Raw genomic sequence first — 17,398 nt, forward strand, 5'->3', positions numbered from 1 at the left:
TAGAATCGTATATTTATTAGACACAATCTGTGACTTCCAATATCAATAATCAAATAATTAAATCCTTAATTATTTCTACAACCTAGTAGAATTAAAAAATTAAATTTTTTACAACAATACTGTATCATACATTGAAATGTGTATATAGCATCATTTATACTATGTAATGAATGCAATTATATTGAAACTAATTATTTATTTTTATTAAAATAAAAGTTAATATAATTGTAATTTTCAATTCATTATAATGCATTTTTTATTTAAAAAATATAAGGAATCTAATATTCAAATCAGAATATGCGATTAATATTTTATTAAAATAATATATATGTATATATAATGCTATATTTTATATTTAATGTATTAAATAGTTATATTTGATTAATATTATTTTAAGTTTAATTTAAATATTAGGTATATATATTCGTGCAATTAATAATTTTAATCAATTATTAAAATTAAAACATTAGAATATAATTAAACTAATTCAAAAGATAAAATAATTATTATTTTTATAAATATACGTTTTTATATATTTGTTGTTAAAATGTTCATATTTAATTAGAATTAGATTATCTATTGTTTCAGATAATACAAAGGATCTACTGATTTTCCTTTATATCTGATTTCAAAATGCAATTTTACTTCGTTAGTGCCACTATAGCCCATAGTAGCTATCTTATCTCCCATTTTAACTTTTTGTTGTTCTGTTACTAATATTGTATCATTATGTGCATAAGCGCTAAGATAATTATTATCATGTTTAATAATAATTAAATTACCATATCCTTTCAATGTATTACCAACGTATATTACCTTTCCATTAGCAGTAGCTAATATAGGTTGACCTAAAATTCCAGATATATCAATTCCTTTATTACCTCCTTCAGAATTAGAAAAAGTGTTGATTACGATTCCATTTGTCGGCCAATACCAATTTTTAACTACTACTAATTCTGATTTTTTTAAGCAAGAGGTCATATTATGAGATATATCCTCTATGTTAGAAGAATTATATTTGTTCGTCCGTAAAAATAATAATTGGGTTTTGATAAAAAATAATATTTTTTTTAAAGTATTGTCACTATGATTAAAATCTCCAAAAAATTTTTTTGATGATTTTTTAAAAGATGATAACGCTGTGTTATGGGATAATCTTATTACTTGACCTACTCTTAATTGATTTATATCTTTAATATTATTTATTTTTGATAGATTTGAGCAATTGATTCCTGTAATCCAAGCAATATAAAATAAAGTATCGCCAGATTTTACCGTATATGTAGACTTATGATAAGAACCATAATTTATATTATTATATTTACGAGCCTTAGTAATAGATATTTTCTGTTGATGCCATAAATTTTTTTCTTTACCTTGGGATGAAAAAATATTATCATTAAGGTTCGTAGAGCGTAACGTGCATTCACTATGGTATCTACTGTAGAGATTGTTGTTATTCGAGCATCCTCCCAGAAACATGAAAATTATTATTATTATATAAATTATTAATATATTGTTGTCTAGCATAGTAACTATACTGAACTCCTTCGGTGTCTGCTTATTTTCTGTTGATAATTTACTGATTTAAATAGATTATAAGTGGAATATATATATTTAATATTAATATTAAATTTTAAATAATACATATTTTTTAATATCAAAAATAATTTATAGACTTAGCACAAATATGTGTATTTATTATGTATCAAATATAAAATTATTGATTCTCTAATAAATTGATGAATTGACAGATACTATTATTGTTATTTTATAAATTTATGTTATTAATTTGATTTAAATTAATAGTAACTATTAATTATATTAACGTATTTATTTATATAAAATATATAGCTCATATAAATATACATTTTAACCATGTATAAAAATATATCTATTATCATAATAATAATAATAATAGATATTAACGTGTCAATAATGTTACTGCTACACACGCGATGCCTTTAGAGCACCCAATATAACCCAATGTATCAGTAGTAGTAGCTTTTATGTTAATGTTAGTGACTGGACAATTTAGATCTTTAGAAACATGATAACGCATTTGATAAATATACGTATTTATCCTTGGAATTTGCAAGATTACAGTGATATCTACATTTTCCAATAAATACCCTTGTGTGATAATTTTTTTCCAAGAGATTCGTAACAATTTTCGGCTATCTATATTATTATATTCAGAATCAGTATCTGGAAACATTGATCCAATATCTCCATAACAAGCAGCTCCTAACAAAGAATCGATTAATGCATGTATTAATACATCACCATCAGAATGTGCTGCTATTTTTTGTGTGCAAGGAATATTTACCCCTCCAATAATGAGCGGACGACATCCTCCAAATCGATGTACATCAAACCCATAACCAATACGCAACATATTTTATAAATCCTGTTAAATTTTCTTATTTAATTCAGATAGATAAAACCTAGCTAATTTTAAATCATTTTGATAAGTAACTTTGATATTGTCTGAACGACCTTGTATCAAAATAGATGTGTATCCGCAATATTCTACAGCTGATGCTTCATCAGTAATGGTAACTCTATTTTTTAAAGCTTCTTTAAGGCAACTTTTTAAAAGATTACAATTAAATAACTGTGGAGTTAAAGCATGCCACAGATTATTGCGATCTAGAGTATATTTTACAAAATTAGTGCCACAATAGGTTTGTTTAATAGTATTACAGATTGGTATTGCTAAAATTCCACCTACTTGAGAAAATTTTGTAATTTCAAATAACCGGAACAGATCTTCAGGATGTAAGCAAGGCCGTACTGCATCATGTACGATCACCCAAATTGACTTTTTTACATGTTGCAAGCCAGCCATTACTGAATCGGCTCTAGTTTTTCCTCCAATAACTACACTGATCCTAGGATCACAGGCAATAGATAATTTTTTAAACCAACGATCTTGAGCGTTAATTACTACTATGCAACGACGAATACACGATTGACATAATAAGGCGCTAATTGAATGCTCAAGTAAAGTTTTGTCGCCTATTGTACAATATTGTTTCGGCAGTATACTATTCATACGTTCCCCAGTACCTGCCGCTGGAAGAATAGCTGTAATATCCGGAAAACTCTTTTTAACACGTTCAATAAAGCATGTCATATACACCAATTTCGTTAAACTATTATCAATGTTTATTGAAATTAATATTGTTGTGATTCAAATTTTATTTGATAAAAAGTTTCGTCAATTTTAATCATACCAAGATTATATCTTGATCGCTCTTCAACAGCTTCATATCCATGAAGTAAGTCATAAATTTCATATAATAATTGATTATTTCGAAGTTTCATTTGGGCAATATCATTAATGTTTTCATATAGTTTAGTTGTATTATGAATATTGACTAAATCATAGATGCCATTTTTACCTAACCAAAGCGAATATTGTAGCCAAGCGAGCAATGTTAATAATAGACAACTCAATTTATTCATGTTTATGCTACCTACCAATTGATTATATTTCAGTATCAGTATCGATTGGATTTATCATATAAGTAATTTGTTATCTTTGATAACAAATAAAAACTTCTAAAGTAAGTAGGTAATTATAATTTTTGTTAAATGCGTAATATACAGTCGTTCACACCACACATGATACACATTAAAATAAACTAATTCAAAAATTATTGTAAATTATTTGTATTTATTATAAAAATATTTTTGGAAAAATTATTTTTATTTAATTAGGAAAATAATTCTTATTAAAACAAATAATATTCTTTGATATACATCATTTTATTTATTATAGAAATTTAATTATTATAAAATTATTAAGTATATGAATTTGTTCTGTATCATTTAAGATAATGATTTATTTTGAATAAAGATTCAAGGAACGATGATTGCAATATTTGGCTAACTAATTCTATTATCGATTTTTGTCCATTTAAATATATATGTGGTTTTTTTGGTTTTTCATACGGAGAGTTTACGCCAGTGAAATTTTCTATTTCACCAGATCTAGCTTTTTTATATAAACCTTTTGAATCACGTTTTTCGCAAATATGCAGAGGAGTATCAACAAATATCTCAACAAAATGATTAATAGGGAACATATTACGTATCATTTGACGATCATAATGATAAGGAGAAATAAAACTGGCTAATACTACTATTCCAGCATCAACCATTAATCGCGCCGTTTCTCCTACTCGACGTATATTTTCATGTCGGTCACGATCACTGAATCCTAAATCACGACACAGTCCGTGTCGTGTATTATCCCCATCTAATATATATGTACTAATATTTCTATTATGTAATTCTTTTTCTAAAACATTAGCTAAAATTGATTTACCAGATCCTGATAATCCTGTAAACCATAATAATATAGCACGATGTTTATGTAAAAATTCACGATCTTGTTGTTTTATACAAAACGTGTTCCAAAAAATATTTCTATTAGAAAAATAATCGATATTTTTATTAGTCATAATATAAGTATATTCATGGTAAATCTTTAATATTCCAATGAGGAAAATGCAGACGAATAAATGCATGTAATGCTAATTCAAATTCGCTATAATTATTTTTATCTTCAGACTTATTATATTTTATAGGGACTCGGACCATGCCGGCTCCTACGGTTTCATTGGTCAATAAATCAATAAATATCATGCTTCCAGTTGTTGGATAATAAGAATACTGATCTAATAATAATGGTTCATCAAATGATAATTTGACCAATCCAATACCATTGAGTGGTATTGATTTCGTTTCTTGGAATTGTAAAGTATCTATATCTACTTGATATTCTATATTACTTATTTGTGCTTTTACAATTTTAGTAGCAGTTTTGATATTGAAATATTGGTTTTCTTGTAATTCTTCCTTTTTCATCCATACTACATCTACTAATGCATACCATACAGGGGTAATGGTTGTATGAGCATCTATTATTATATCTCCTCTGCTAATATCAAGATCATCTTCTAAAGTTATTGTAACCGCTTCTCCAGTTTGAGCATATTTTTGATCTTTATTAAAAGTAATAATGCGTTTAATACTAGAAGTAGTATTTGATGGAAAAATATTAACATGTTGTCCAGTATGGACATTACCAGAAGCAATAGTGCCAGAGTAACCCCTAAAATCTGAATTATGACGATTTACATATTGTATTGGGAAACGTAATTCTTGGTTTTCAAAGCAGGAGGAACGATTAATATTAATATCTTCTAATATCTCCAATAAAGTAGAGCCTTTATACCACTTCATGTTTGTTGATAATGTTGTAATATTATCTCCATCTAAAGCAGATATTGGAATAAATTTGGTAGTTATATCAGTAGATAATTGTTTAGAAAATTCTAAATATTCTTTACTAATTTTTTGAAATATCTCTTGATTGTAATCTATTAAATCCATTTTATTAATTGCTACTATTATATATCGGATACCTAAAAGTACAGTTATAAACCAATGCCTTTTAGTTTGTCCTTGTATTCCTTTACGTGCATCAACTAATAAAATAGCCAATTCACTAGTAGAAGCTCCAGTAACCATATTTTTTGTATATTCTGCATGTCCTGGAGTGTCAGCGATTATAAATTTACGTTTTTTAGTAAAAAAATAACGATAAGCAACATCTATAGTGATACCTTGTGCACGTTCTGATTGTAATCCATCTATTAACAACGCTAAATCCAATTTATTTTTCTGAGTACCAATTTTTTTGCTATCCATATGCAGAATAGATAGTTGATCATCATAAATTTGATATGAGTCATATAACAATCGTCCTATCAAAGTACTTTTCCCATCATCTACGTTGCCGCATGTGAGAAAGCGCAACAACATTTTATATTGTTGCGCATATAAATAATTTTCAATTCCTCCATAATTAATAATTTCTTGTTCTATGGTGTTAATCATAATGGTTCCTTAGAAATAACCTTGACGTTTTTTAATTTCCATAGATCCAGATTGATCAAAATCAATGATTCGTCCTTGCCGCTCACTGTTTTTAGATATTAACATTTCTTCAATTATCTTAGGTAACGTTTCTGCTTTAGATTCTATTGCTCCAGTTAATGGCCAACACCCCAATGTACGAAATCGTACCATGCGTTCTTCTATAATTTCTCCAGGCTTAAGATTAATACGTTCGTCATTTACCATAATTAAATTTCCATCTCTACATATTACAGGACGATTTTTAGCGAAATATAATGGTACGATTTCAATCTTTTCTAAAAAAATATATTGCCAAATATCTAATTCTGTCCAATTAGACAAAGGAAACGCACGAATACTTTCTCCTTTATTAATTTTCCCATTATAGTTATACCATAGTTCTGGACGTTGATTTCTAGGATTCCAGCAATGAAATTTATCCCGAAACGAATAAATCCGTTCTTTAGATCTAATCCTTTCTTCATCACGACGTGCACCGCCAAAAGCTGCGTCAAATCCATATTTATTTAATGCTTGTTTAAGTCCTTCTGTTTTCATAATATCTGTATATTTAGCACTGCCATGAATAAATGGATTTATCCCCATAGATATACCTTTTAAATTTTTATGAACTAACAATTCAAATCCATAAGATTTAACAGTATTATCGCGAAATATATACATTTCATGAAATTTCCAACCAGTGTCTATATGTAATAAGGGAAAAGGTAACATACCAGGATAGAATGCTTTTCTTGCTAAATGTAACATTACTGAAGAATCTTTTCCGATGGAATACAACATGACTGGTTTATGGAATTCAGCTACTACCTCACGAATAATATAGATACTTTCTGACTCTAATTTATTTAAATAAGTAATATATTTTCTGTTTTGTATCATAATTACTCTTTTAATTTACATCAAGTTAATAATTGAATTAATCGGATAGAAATGCAGTGTATTTTTTCCAAACCAATCTATTTTACTATGCAATGATACAACATTTCCAATAACCAACAAAGCAGGCTGATCAGCCATTTTTGCTAATTTTTCTAATTCAATCAAGGTACCAATTAAAATTTTTTGATCTCTATATGTTCCTCGACTAATTATAGCTACTGGAGTATATATATTTCGTCCATGAATGATTAAATTACTGCTAATATTTATAGCATTCAATTTACCCATATAAATGACTAATGTCTGTTTATTATTTGATAAAGTATTCCAATTAAATTGATTATTGTCATTTATATTATGACCTGTAATAAAAATGACACTATGAGCATATTTTCTATGAGTTAACGGAATTCCAGCATAAGCTGGAACACCAATACCTGCTGTGATGCCAGGGACTATTTGAAAAGGAATACCCGCTTTTGATACTGTTTGTAATTCTTCTCCTCCCCGACCAAAAATAAATGGATCCCCTCCTTTCAGCCTAACAACTTTATTTCCTTGTTGTGCTAATTGCACCATAAATCGATTAAGTTTATTTTGAGAAATTGAATGATCTCCAGCACGTTTCCCAACATAAATCTTATCAGCATCTCGACGAATTAAATCTAATACATCTGAGCTTACTAAGTGATCATATAGTACTACATCCGCCTGCTGCATTACTTGCAACCCTCTAATAGTTAACAATCCTACATCTCCAGGCCCTGCGCCTACTAATGTTACACTACCTTTATTATTATTATTATTACCAGTATTTTTAAGAGCAAATTTAAAAGCTTTATTAGCTTCTTCGAAATGATTTTTTTCAACTAAATCAGCAATGTGACCATTATAAAATATTTTTTCCCAGAATCGGCGCCTACATACTGTATCGACAATATGTTGTTTTACTTGATTACGCCATGCTCCAGCTAATTTTGCTATAAATCCAAGAGATTTTGGTAATAATGCTTCAAGTTTTTCACGTAAAATACGTACTAATATGGGCGCTTTTCCACAAGAAGAAATTCCTATTAAAATAGGATCTCGATCGATAATAGCAGGGAAAATGCATGAACATTTATTCTTATCGTCCACAGTATTTATTAATATATGTCGTTCCTCAGCATTTTGGTATATTAGAGTATTTAATTTAGCGTCATTGGTTGCCACAATTATTAAAATTACTTTATTTAACATTGTAGGATTAAAATTTTTGCTGATCCAATTGATATTTTGTGTAAATAAAATTTTTTTTAACTCCGGACAAAGAGTTGGTGCTATTATTGTAATAATAGCACCAACTCTTTGTAGTATTTGTATTTTTCGTGCAGCAACACTACCCCCTCCAACAACTAAAACTGGCCTATTTTTGAGATTAATAAATAATGGTAAATATTCCACAGAATTATACTTATACTCAGATATAACAAATTATTAATAAATTCTTAATATTACGTATTTTATTATATTAAAAAATTAATAGAAATTATAAGTATTTGTATATAAAAACATTTTTTATATATAATGTTCTCCATTTTTAGAGTTAATCTTTGATATTTATAAATAATACGTACCTAATATAGTTTAATAGGTAATAAAATATATGTATTCATTATTTTATAAATAACTATTGTTAGTAACAATATATTTTTATTAAAATGCTTACTATACGATTACAATTGAAGTATATCATATAAATTATTTATATAAAAAGAAATTTCAATCAATAATATGTAAACCACATTCACGCTGTAATCCAAAAAATCGTGTCTCTTCTTCTTTCATACCAGGTTTCCATTTTATGCTAGTGTGCACATCTCCTATTGATACATATCCTTGTTTCCATAATGGATGATATTCCAAAGAATGGGTTTTCATATATCTATAAATCTGAGAAGTATCCCAGTCAATGATGGGTAAAAATTTAAAAATTCCATTTTGAACAGTGATGATTGGCAATTTTTTACGACTATTTGATTGATTACGTCGTAAACCTGCAAACCATGTTTTTACTTTAAGTGTTTTTAAGGCACGATGCATCGGTTCAACTTTATTAATATTATTATATTGTTTAATCCCATTTATACCTTGTTCCCATAATTTACCATATCGTGCTTCTTGCCATGCTGCAGATTGATTTGGAGAAAATACATGTAAATTTAATTGCATTTTTTCTGTTAGTTGATCTACAAATCGATATGTTTCTGGAAATAAATAACCAGTATCAATCAAAATAATTGGGATATTAGGATAATAATAAGTAGTTAAATGCAAGCTGACTGGCGACTGAATACCAAAACTTGAAGATAATATTGCCTGATTAGGTAAATGTTCTAGAGCCCATTTAAACCTGTCTTCTGTTGTTAAAGATTCTAAATGTTGATTTATTTTACTTAATATCAATTTTTGCTCATTTATATTGAATGAGTTAAATTTTGTAAAAGTCCAACAATAGTTAACAATATTCAATAATTTATTCATAAAAATCTTTTTCAGAATTTAAAACGGCATTGACTATCCCGGATCTTACTACATAATCTCCATAGGATTCTTGATTAATCCTTTCTTTTGACCAACGGTTAATAGTCATATCAAGTATATTTAAAATATCTGTTTCTGTGATATTTTCTTTATACAATCGAGGAATGCGTGTACCAATATTATTACCTCCCAAATAAAGATTATAACGTCCGATTGATCTTCCTGTTAATCCAATCTCTGATAACATTGCACGAGCGCAACTGTTTGGGCAACCCGTCACTCTCAAAATAATAGCATCTTTTTCTAATTTATACTTTGACATAATATTTTCTATTTTAGTAATGAATTTAGGTAAAAATCGTTCCGCCTCTGCCATCGCTAAAGGACAAGTAGGAAGTGCTACACATGCCATAGATGCTTGTCGTTGAGGCGTAATATCATCATTTGTTATGCTATATTTTTTTAATATACTTTTAATCAGTAATTTATTGTCTTTAGATATTCCAGAAATAATTAAATTTTGATTTGCAGTTAGTCTAAAAGAACCGGAATGTACTCGTGCAACTTCTGATATTCCGTGTTTTAATAACTTTTTAGGGCCATTATCTAATATTCTTCCATTTTCTATAAATAAAGTAAGATGCCAATCGCCATCAATACCTTGAACCCATCCAAATCGGTCTCCTCTATTTGTAAAGATATAAGGATGAATTGGGTGAAATTTTATTCCAGAACGGCGTTCAACTTCTGATTTAAATACAGATATTCCAACTCGAGCTAAAGTATATTTTGTTTTAGCATGTCTACGATCAGATCTGTCCCCCCAATCTCTTTGTGTTGTAACTACTGCTTCCGTAATCTTTAAAATATCCTTTGTAACAATGTACCCAAATTCACTAGCTTTACGAGGATATGTAGTCATATCTCCGTAAGTCATCGCTAATCCTCCGCCAACCAATACATTAAACCCAATTATTTTCTCAGTGTTATTACTTTTTATAGCAATAAAACTAAGATCATTAGCATGAACATCCACATCATTCATTGGTGGTATCGCAATTGCTATTTTAAATTTACGAGGTAAATAAGTAGCACTCAAAATTGGTTCAGAATCTGTAGATTCTGTTTTTTTTCCATCTAACCAAATTTCTGCATACGCCCGAGATTTTGGTAATAAATGTTCAGAAATATTTTTTGCTAACTCCCATACTTGATAGTGCAATGTTGATTCCATTGGATTGGCTGTACATATTACATTACGATTCACATCCCCTGCAGTAGCTATAGAATCTAATCCTAATTTATTTAATAAATGATGTAAACTTTTTAAATTTGGTTTCAACAAACCATGCAGTTGAAAAGTTTGTCTAGTGGTAAGACGGATTGTTTCATATAAAGTGTATTTTTTTGAAAAATCATCAATAGCTAGCCATTGTTTTGGGGTAATTACACCACCCGGTAAACGACAACGTAACATTATATTAATTAGTGGTTCTAATTTTTGATTTTCTCGCTCTATACGCACATCGCGATCGTCTTGTTGATACATTCCATGAAATTTAATTAATTGCACATTTTCTGCATTAAAACCTCCGGTCAAGCTGTTATCTAAATTTTGAGTAATAGTACCCCTTAAGAAGTTACTTGCTTGTTTTATTCTCTCATTATCGGATAATAACGTTGTATTATTACTATTAGTATGTTTTGTTTTTGTATTCATTAGTAAATATCTCTTTGATAACGCTGTTGTACTCGCATTTCATCCCAAAATTCATTTGCTTTATCTACATTCATACCTCCATGTTGAGATGTTAACATAATTAAAGCTTTATCTACATCTTTAGCCATATATTTAGCATCACCGCATACATATATATGAGCTCCTTCTTGGATCCATGACCAAACTTCAGCGCTATTTTTTAATAATTTATTTTGCACATAAATTTTATAATTTTGATCTCTAGACCAAGCTGTATCAATTTTAGTCAATACACCATTTTTGAAATAACGTTGCCACTCAATTTGGTAAATAAAATCATCAATAAATCTCAAGTTTCCAAAAAACAACCAATTTTTGCCTAATGCTCCATCTGCAGCGCGTTGTTGCATAAAAGCACGAAACGGAGCAATTCCTGTCCCAGCTCCAATCATAATTATTGGAACATTAGAATCTTTTGGTAATCTAAAATTATCATTAGGCTCAATAAAAATACGAATTTTATCATTTTCTTGTATACGATCTACTAAATAACTACTGGCACCACCTGTTCTAAATCGTTCATTTATTTTATAGCGTACTACGCTTACTGTAATATGTACTTCTTCTCCCACTTCTGATTGAGCAGAAGCAATAGAATAGAATCGAGGTTGCATGGGTCGTAATATTTGTAATAATTCTTGAGCATTTATTTTCATTGATACATGATGCATCATTTCAATAATAGGCGTAGTTAAAATAAATGTATTTAATTTTCCTTGATCGCTAAATAAATCCAACAATATTTTATTTTGAGTAATAGTAGCTATGTTTTTTACAACAATTGTGGAATTATGTGTTAATTCATAGTGATTTTTTAACGCCTCATTAAGAGATATTAATTTCCCTTTAATTTCTATTTCTTCAGTCCCCTTTAAATCTAATAATTCTAATAACTCATCAATAAGATTAGGGTCATTTTCATACCATACTCCTAATGCATCTCCTGGTTGATAACATACATTAGAATCAGTAATATCTATTTCCAAATGGTGAACATCTTTAAGTGAATTACGACTAGTAACTTTTTGTCGTGTTGATAAATAAGCAATTAATGGATATTTTTTGTTATAAATAGTATGATTTACTTGTGTAATGCTATGAACTTTATTATTTTTATCAAATATAGAAGTATTTGTTATCTTTTTTTTTAATAAAGAGACTATTTTTTTTCTCCATATATTAGCTTCTTCTTTGAAATCGATATCGACGTCGACCCGATCACATAATCGATGTGCTCCAAGTTCTTCTAAGCGACAATCAAAATCTTTTCCAGCTTTAGCAAAATATTCATACGATCGATCTCCAAAACTAAACACAGCAAAATAAGTATTTTCCATTTTGCCTGCTTTATTAGAGAACAAATATTTGTGTAACGCAATTGCTTCTTCTGGAGGTTCTCCCTCTCCATATGTAGAAGTAATAATAATTAATAATGTTTCTTTAGCAATTTTTTTGAATTTATAGTCTCTAGCATTAAATAATACAACATCTAAATTAATCGCATGAATATCATCACGTAATTGTTCAGCTAATTGACGTGCATTACCAGTTTGAGAGGCAGATATAAGAGTAATTTTTTTATTAGGAACAGAATCTGTAATTTTAGTTTTTTCAGAAACGTTGGTTATCTTATCAGATTGTATAGAATTTATTAATCCCCACAAGTATCCAGATATCCAAATCAATTGAGAACTAGACAGAGTGACAAAAATTGATTGAATATCATTTAATTGTTCTGAAGTTAATGGTGTTATTTGGTTATATGCATTTTTTTTCATCATTAAATCAAAAACTTAATTTTATGCTTATAAAAGCAAAGATTATTTATTATTATCAATATATCTATCTAAATAGTTCAGTATTATTATATTTAGATAAGACAGATCTGTTAAATGCAAATGGATGAATGCAATTCATCCAGATTTTTAATCTAATCAATAAATACTAATTTAAAAAAAATTATTTGTTATGATTTTTGAAAACACTATAAGCTTAAGATAATATAAATCATATATTATATTCTTGTTATTACTACAATAGTATAATAAGTAGTACTCTAAAATAGTTTATATATTTATTTATTATATATACATATTAAATGGTAATAATATTACCATTTAATATGTATATATTTATCTGTACGTTTCGTACATATCATTTATCTAATATGATCAGTATCATTAAAATTAGCTATTTTATACTTAATGTTCTATTATTAAGTAATATGAAATTATATTCTTGTTATTTAATTTTTATACAATAAAATATAACTTGATTAAGTATTACATATTTTCAGATATATTTAATTACACATATCAAAAATATGTATGTATGTATTTAATGTTATTAAACCCACTCAGTGCTCCTTTTTTACTTAAAATTTCTTCTATACGAATCAGTTGATTATATTTAGCTACACGTTCAGAACAGCGGATAGGTCCAGTTTTTATCTGACCTGCATCAGTACCCACTGCTATATCAGCAATACTAGTATCTTCAGTTTCTCCAGAACGATGTGAAATAATTGTAGCGTACCCTGCTTTTTTAGCCATTCTAATAGTATATAGTGTTTCGGTTAATGATCCTATTTGATTACATTTAATTAAAATAGAATTTGCAATTTTTTGGTCAATGCCTATTTGTAATAGATTTACATTAGTTGCAAATAAGTCATCTCCAACTAATTGAATTTTATCTCCAAGAACTTTAGTTTGATAAGCAAATCCATCCCAATCATGTTCACTTTGTCCATCTTCAATAGAAACTATTGAATATTTTTGCGCTAATAATGATAAATAATGAGTAAATTCTTTGGAGGTAAAGAATTTTTTTTCACTTTTTATATTATATTTAGCAGTTATTTTATCAAATAATTCAGATGCAGCACAATCTATTGCTAATACAATGTCTTTTCCTAAGATATAATTGGATTGTTCAATAGATTCTTTTATTAATTCTAGAGTGGTAGTATGAGAATTTATATTAGGAGGAGCGTATCCACCTTCATCGCCTAATTGCGTAGATATCCCTTTACTCTTTAGTATTGTCCCTAAAACATATGATATTTTAGACCCCATTTGAATTGCTTCTTTAATCGTTTTCGCTCCGATTGGAATTATCATAAATTCTTGAATATCTAAATTATTCTCAGCGTGCTTACCGCCATTAATAATATTCATCATAGGAAGTGGTATAGAAAATTTATTTGTTGGCATGTCATATAAATCAGCAATATGTTGGTATAACGGAACATTTTTAAATACTGAAGCCGTTTTTGCAATTGCTAAAGAAACACTCAAGATAGCATTAGCACCAAATTTTGATTTATTACTAGTGCCATCTAAATCAATCATGGTGTTATCAATAATATGTTGTTGTGTTACATCTATACCTTTTAATATTTTATTAATAGGTCCATTTATAGCATTAACTGCTTTTGTTACTCCTTTTCCGAAAAAACGATTTTTATCATTATCTCTCAGCTCTACAGCTTCTTGGGAACCAACAGATGCTCCAGATGGTACTGATGCTAATCTAGAACCACCTTTAATATATACTTCAGCTTCTACTGTTGGATTACCACGTGAATCGATAACTTCACGTCCAACAATATTTAAAATTTTGGGCATGTACGTTTCCTTTATCAATTAACTTATATTTTTAATTATAAACTAGAAATATAGTACCATAAACATTGACTCATATACACTAAATTAATTTATTATGACGATGTTTATATTCCATTGCGGCTCTTATAAAATCTATAAATAAAGGGTGTCCCTTACGAGGTGTAGAATTAAATTCAGGGTGAAATTGACTACCTATAAACCATGGATGTTTTGAATATTCGATTACTTCTACCAAATGATTATTTTCAGAAAATCCAACACAAGTTAATCCAGCATGTTTTATGTTTTTTAATAACATATTATTTACTTCGTAACGATGTCGATGACGTTCTAATATAGTGCTTTTTCCATATATTTGATACGTTAAACTTCCTTTCATTAAATAACATGTTTGATTTCCTAAACGCATAGTACCACCTAAATCAGTATTATTATACGCCATCATAGTACCATTTTCATTTTTGCATTCAGTTATTAAAGCTATCACTGGGCATTTGCAATTAGTTATAAATTCTGTAGAATTGGCGTCCGGCATTCCAGCAACGTGTCTGGCAAATTCGATTAATGCTACTTGCATACCTAAACAAATCCCGAAGTATGGTATATTATTTTCTCTAGCATATTGTACAGATAAAATTTTTCCTTCCACTCCGCGATAACCAAATCCTCCAGGAACTAGAATTGCATCTAATCCCTTCAAAGTTTTTTCTATACCTAATTTTTCTACTTCCTGGGAGTTAATAAGACGAATATTAACAATAAACCGGTTTTTTATTCCAGCGTGTTTTAACGCTTCTGTTACTGACTTATAAGCGTCTACTAATTCAATGTATTTACCTACTATGCCGACAGTAACTTCTCCTATTGGATGTTCTTGATAATAAATTACTTCTTCCCAATCTGATAGATTTGCTTCAGGACAACTTAAATTAAAACGTTTACAAATATAATCATCTAATCCTTGTGATTTTAATAAAGCAGGTATTTTATAAATCGAATCTACATCTTGAAGAGAAATGATTGCTTGTTTAGGTACATTACAAAACAAAGAAATTTTTTTTCGTTCACTATTGCTGATTACTCTATCAGATCTACAAATTAAAATATCAGGTTGAATGCCTATAGAAAGCAATTCTTTTACTGAATGTTGCGTAGGCTTTGTTTTTAGTTCTCCAGATGCTGTAATAAAAGGTACTAATGTTAGATGTATATACAGAGTTTTTTCTTTATTTACTTCTATTACCATTTGCCTAATAGCTTCTAAAAAGGGCAATGATTCGATATCACCTACTGTTCCTCCTACTTCCACTAATAAAACATCGTAACCAGAAGCACCTGCTATAATCCATTTTTTTATGGTATCAGTAACATGAGGAATAATTTGTATAGTGGCACCTAAGTAATCACCACGACGTTCTTTTCGTAAAACATCGGCATAAATTTTACCAGCAGTAAAATTATTATGATGTCTCATTTTAGTACGGATAAAGCGCTCATAATGTCCTAAATCTAAATCAGTCTCTGCTCCATCTTCAGTGATAAATACCTCACCATGTTGCACGGGACTAATCGTGCCAGGGTCTACATTAATGTAAGGATCTAGTTTCATTATAGTTACACGAAGACCACGTGCCTCTAAAACCGCAGCCAGGGATGCTGTAGCAATACCTTTACCTAAAGATGATACCACTCCCCCAGTAACAAAAATATAATTAATTTTCACATATTAACCCAAATTATATATATATATATAATCTTTATGATTTAATTTTTATTATAAATTATAGCGGATTATTTAGTTAAATATTAATTTTTTGATATACTTATCTTTATTTCTGGAATAATAATTACAATTATCCTTGAATGTTATTCAAATTTTAATAGTAAATGATTTTCATATTAATAAACATTTGATTTTTTACATCACCTACTAATATTAGTAACGCAGTAGTCGTGTGTATTTATTTTCATAACACAGCAATGGTATATCGTTATATTACGTATAATAGTATTTACTCTTTATTTTTCTTAGAGCTTGTATCATACAAAACATGATATATACATGATTTAATTAATATAATTGGTATTGCATAACATAATTATAAAAACACAACATGTTTCTCATTTGTAAATATATTATTATTTATATCATGTATTTCATATACTAAACGATGAACCACAACTGCAAGTAGTCTTAGCATTTGGATTAATTACAACAAATCGAGACCCTTCTAGTCCTTCATAATAATCTATAATACCTCCAAATAAATACTGCAAACTTACAGGATCGATCACTAAAGTAACACCATTGTTTTCTATAATATAATCATCATTAGATCTTTTTTCATCTAAAGTAAATCCGTATTGAAATCCACTACAACCTCCTCCTATAATATACACGCGTAATTTTAAATTTGAATTGTTTGTTGTTTTATTTTTAATTAAAAGTCTTACCTTGTTAGCTGCAAAATCAGTTAATTGTACAGGAAACGTTACATTACTGTTCATAATTATCAGCCTTTTACATCATATATAGTGCTATAATTAACTTTTTAGTAATAAGTTAGTCAAATGTATAAAATTTTTGTTTTATTTTTATTAAAAATGTTTAAGTTAACAGTATATATTTTCAATATAGTTTAAAAAATTA

Annotated in this window: 14 protein-coding genes; all 14 read right to left on the reverse strand. The window is 28.3% G+C overall.

Annotation, left to right across the window (positions count from 1 at the left end):
• Window positions 1–576: 576 nt before the first annotated feature.
• On the reverse strand, window positions 577–1,482 hold the full coding sequence (locus VOI34_RS03030) for a peptidoglycan DD-metalloendopeptidase family protein (protein WP_331828380.1): 906 nt from the start codon (window positions 1,480–1,482) through the stop codon (window positions 577–579).
• A 442-nt stretch (window positions 1,483–1,924) separates the two neighbouring features.
• The gene (ispF, locus tag VOI34_RS03035) at window positions 1,925–2,398 is read right to left on the reverse strand and encodes a 2-C-methyl-D-erythritol 2,4-cyclodiphosphate synthase (RefSeq protein WP_331828381.1); all 474 of its coding nucleotides are present in this window, start codon (window positions 2,396–2,398) and stop codon (window positions 1,925–1,927) included.
• Window positions 2,399–2,413: 15 nt separating this feature from the next.
• Complete coding sequence (gene ispD, locus VOI34_RS03040) at window positions 2,414–3,139, reverse strand: 2-C-methyl-D-erythritol 4-phosphate cytidylyltransferase (protein ID WP_331828382.1); 726 nt, start codon at window positions 3,137–3,139, stop codon at window positions 2,414–2,416.
• Window positions 3,140–3,180: 41 nt separating this feature from the next.
• Window positions 3,181–3,471 (reverse strand): septum formation initiator family protein, encoded by a 291-nt coding sequence (locus VOI34_RS03045; protein ID WP_331828383.1) that lies wholly within the window; start codon window positions 3,469–3,471, stop codon window positions 3,181–3,183.
• A gap of 362 nt (window positions 3,472–3,833) precedes the next feature.
• Window positions 3,834–4,472, reverse strand: coding sequence for an adenylyl-sulfate kinase (cysC, locus tag VOI34_RS03050; protein ID WP_331828384.1), 639 nt, complete (start codon window positions 4,470–4,472; stop codon window positions 3,834–3,836).
• A gap of 13 nt (window positions 4,473–4,485) precedes the next feature.
• Window positions 4,486–5,913 (reverse strand): sulfate adenylyltransferase subunit CysN, encoded by a 1,428-nt coding sequence (gene cysN / locus VOI34_RS03055; RefSeq protein ID WP_331828385.1) that lies wholly within the window; start codon window positions 5,911–5,913, stop codon window positions 4,486–4,488.
• 9 nt (window positions 5,914–5,922) lie between these two features.
• On the reverse strand, window positions 5,923–6,837 hold the full coding sequence (cysD, locus tag VOI34_RS03060; RefSeq protein ID WP_331828386.1) for a sulfate adenylyltransferase subunit CysD: 915 nt from the start codon (window positions 6,835–6,837) through the stop codon (window positions 5,923–5,925).
• Between the two features lie 15 nt (window positions 6,838–6,852).
• Window positions 6,853–8,280 (reverse strand): siroheme synthase CysG, encoded by a 1,428-nt coding sequence (gene cysG, locus VOI34_RS03065; RefSeq protein ID WP_331828387.1) that lies wholly within the window; start codon window positions 8,278–8,280, stop codon window positions 6,853–6,855.
• 318 nt (window positions 8,281–8,598) lie between these two features.
• Window positions 8,599–9,360: a phosphoadenylyl-sulfate reductase gene (locus VOI34_RS03070; protein ID WP_331828388.1), complete on the reverse strand. Its 762-nt coding sequence runs from the start codon at window positions 9,358–9,360 to the stop codon at window positions 8,599–8,601.
• On the reverse strand, window positions 9,353–11,080 hold the full coding sequence (gene cysI / locus VOI34_RS03075; RefSeq protein WP_331828389.1) for an assimilatory sulfite reductase (NADPH) hemoprotein subunit: 1,728 nt from the start codon (window positions 11,078–11,080) through the stop codon (window positions 9,353–9,355). The genes VOI34_RS03070 and cysI overlap by 8 nt, the downstream gene beginning before the upstream one ends.
• Window positions 11,080–12,900, reverse strand: a complete 1,821-nt coding sequence (gene cysJ, locus VOI34_RS03080) for an NADPH-dependent assimilatory sulfite reductase flavoprotein subunit (protein ID WP_331828390.1) — start codon at window positions 12,898–12,900, stop codon at window positions 11,080–11,082. Before cysJ ends, cysI begins: the two co-directional genes overlap by 1 nt.
• Window positions 12,901–13,434: 534 nt before the next feature.
• Complete coding sequence (gene eno, locus VOI34_RS03085; RefSeq protein WP_331828391.1) at window positions 13,435–14,748, reverse strand: phosphopyruvate hydratase; 1,314 nt, start codon at window positions 14,746–14,748, stop codon at window positions 13,435–13,437.
• Between the two features lie 79 nt (window positions 14,749–14,827).
• A complete protein-coding gene (locus tag VOI34_RS03090; protein ID WP_331828392.1) occupies window positions 14,828–16,471 on the reverse strand; it encodes a CTP synthase in 1,644 nt (547 codons plus the stop codon).
• A gap of 434 nt (window positions 16,472–16,905) precedes the next feature.
• Entirely contained in the window at window positions 16,906–17,256 is a 351-nt protein-coding gene (gene erpA / locus VOI34_RS03095) for an iron-sulfur cluster insertion protein ErpA (protein WP_331828393.1), read from the reverse strand.
• Between the last annotated feature and the right edge of the window lie 142 nt (window positions 17,257–17,398).

This window comes from Candidatus Blochmannia sp. SNP, assembly GCF_036549215.1.
In the GTDB taxonomy this organism is placed as follows: Bacteria; Pseudomonadota; Gammaproteobacteria; order Enterobacterales; family Enterobacteriaceae; genus Blochmanniella.

Coding starts and splice junctions, on each gene's coding strand:
- VOI34_RS03030 (WP_331828380.1), bottom strand. CDS start 1,482: ATGTTTCTGGGAGGATGCTCGAATAACAACAATCTCTACAGTAGATAC.
- ispF (WP_331828381.1), bottom strand. CDS start 2,398: ATGTTGCGTATTGGTTATGGGTTTGATGTACATCGATTTGGAGGATGT.
- ispD (WP_331828382.1), bottom strand. CDS start 3,139: ATGACATGCTTTATTGAACGTGTTAAAAAGAGTTTTCCGGATATTACA.
- VOI34_RS03045 (WP_331828383.1), bottom strand. CDS start 3,471: ATGAATAAATTGAGTTGTCTATTATTAACATTGCTCGCTTGGCTACAA.
- cysC (WP_331828384.1), bottom strand. CDS start 4,472: ATGACTAATAAAAATATCGATTATTTTTCTAATAGAAATATTTTTTGG.
- cysN (WP_331828385.1), bottom strand. CDS start 5,913: ATGATTAACACCATAGAACAAGAAATTATTAATTATGGAGGAATTGAA.
- cysD (WP_331828386.1), bottom strand. CDS start 6,837: ATGATACAAAACAGAAAATATATTACTTATTTAAATAAATTAGAGTCA.
- VOI34_RS03070 (WP_331828388.1), bottom strand. CDS start 9,360: ATGAATAAATTATTGAATATTGTTAACTATTGTTGGACTTTTACAAAA.
- cysI (WP_331828389.1), bottom strand. CDS start 11,080: ATGAATACAAAAACAAAACATACTAATAGTAATAATACAACGTTATTA.
- cysJ (WP_331828390.1), bottom strand. CDS start 12,900: ATGATGAAAAAAAATGCATATAACCAAATAACACCATTAACTTCAGAA.
- eno (WP_331828391.1), bottom strand. CDS start 14,748: ATGCCCAAAATTTTAAATATTGTTGGACGTGAAGTTATCGATTCACGT.
- erpA (WP_331828393.1), bottom strand. CDS start 17,256: ATGAACAGTAATGTAACGTTTCCTGTACAATTAACTGATTTTGCAGCT.